Source organism: Neoroseomonas alkaliterrae (assembly GCF_014199195.1).
In the GTDB taxonomy this organism is placed as follows: Bacteria; Pseudomonadota; Alphaproteobacteria; order Acetobacterales; family Acetobacteraceae; genus Neoroseomonas; species Neoroseomonas alkaliterrae.
The window spans coordinates 1-1,148 of sequence record NZ_JACIJE010000046.1 but is presented as its reverse complement, the minus strand read 5'-3'; the positions used below and the strand labels follow the sequence as shown (position 1 = coordinate 1,148).

The 1,148-nt window shown below is 71.7% G+C and carries 1 protein-coding gene; it reads left to right on the top strand.

All coding sequences use genetic code 11. The annotated features are described in order from the left end of the window. The first annotated feature begins 112 nt into the window (after nt 1–112). Nucleotides 113–1,033, top strand: a complete 921-nt coding sequence (locus tag FHS88_RS20465) for an IS5 family transposase (RefSeq protein ID WP_211843002.1) — start codon at nt 113–115, stop codon at nt 1,031–1,033. The last annotated feature ends 115 nt before the right edge of the window (nt 1,034–1,148 follow it).

The following is a 1,148-nucleotide window of genomic DNA, read 5'->3' as shown; positions in this document are numbered from 1 at the left end:
GGAGACCTCTGCGAAACGCCTTGCTGAGGGCCGCTGTTGTTGATTCGCTTTGTGGGTCGGCAACGGTGGCGAGGCGGGGATGGGTCAGCGGCGGATCGGACAGGGGAGCCTCGTGGAGGCGCTGCTGCCGGCGGGTGCCGGCTCCAATCGTCGGCTGGAGCGCATCGCCGGCCTGATCGACTGGACGCCGATGGAGCGCCTGCTCGCGCCGCTGCGCGCGCCGACGGGGCGGCCCGGCTACCCCCCGCTGGCGCTGTTCCGGGCACTGCTGCTGGCGCAGTGGTACCAGCTTTCCGATCCGGGCCTCGAGGAAGCGCTGGCGGACCGGCTGTCGTTCCGCCGCTTCTGCGGCTTCGGCCTTGATGATGGCACGCCGGACGAGACGACGTTGTGCCGCTTCCGCACCGCCTTGGCCGAGCGCGGCCTGGCCGAGGCGCTGTTCGCCGAGCTGAACCGTCAACTCGATGCCCGCGGCCTGGTTCTGAAGGCCGGCACGCTGATCGACGCGACGCTGGTCGAGGCCGCCGTCGCCCGTCCGCCGCTCAGCGAGGGCGAGGTCTCCACCAAGGACCCGGAGGCCGGCTTCACGCGGCGCGGCCAGCGCAGCTTCTTTGGCTTCAAGGCGCATGTCGCGGTGGATCTCGGCTCCGACCTGATCCGTGACGCCGTGCTGACCGGTGCCGATGTCGGTGACAGCCTGGCCGCCGACGGGTTGGTGCAAGGCGACGAGGCGGCGGTGTTCATGGACAAGGCCTATGACAGCGCGCCCCGGCGCGAGGCGCTGGCCGAGGCCGGCATCGCCGACGGCATCATGCATCGCGGCCATGCGCGCCGCCCGCTCACCGCCTGGCAGCGCTGGATGAACACCGCGCTGGCGCCGATCCGCGGCCAGGTCGAACGCACCTTCGGCACCCTCAAGCGCAGCTACGGCTGGCGCCGCGTCCGCTACCGCGGCCTGCTGCGCAACGGCGCCCATCTGCACCTGCTCTGCACCGCCATGAACCTGCGCCGCGCCGAACGGCTCACCGCCTGACGGGGGACGTGCGTCCGCTCGCCTGCCGCCAAACACCGAAACCGAACTCACAGGCCGCTTCCAGGCCGCCGCCACGCCTCCATCGCCCGATCAGGCGGGTTTCGCAGAGGTCTCC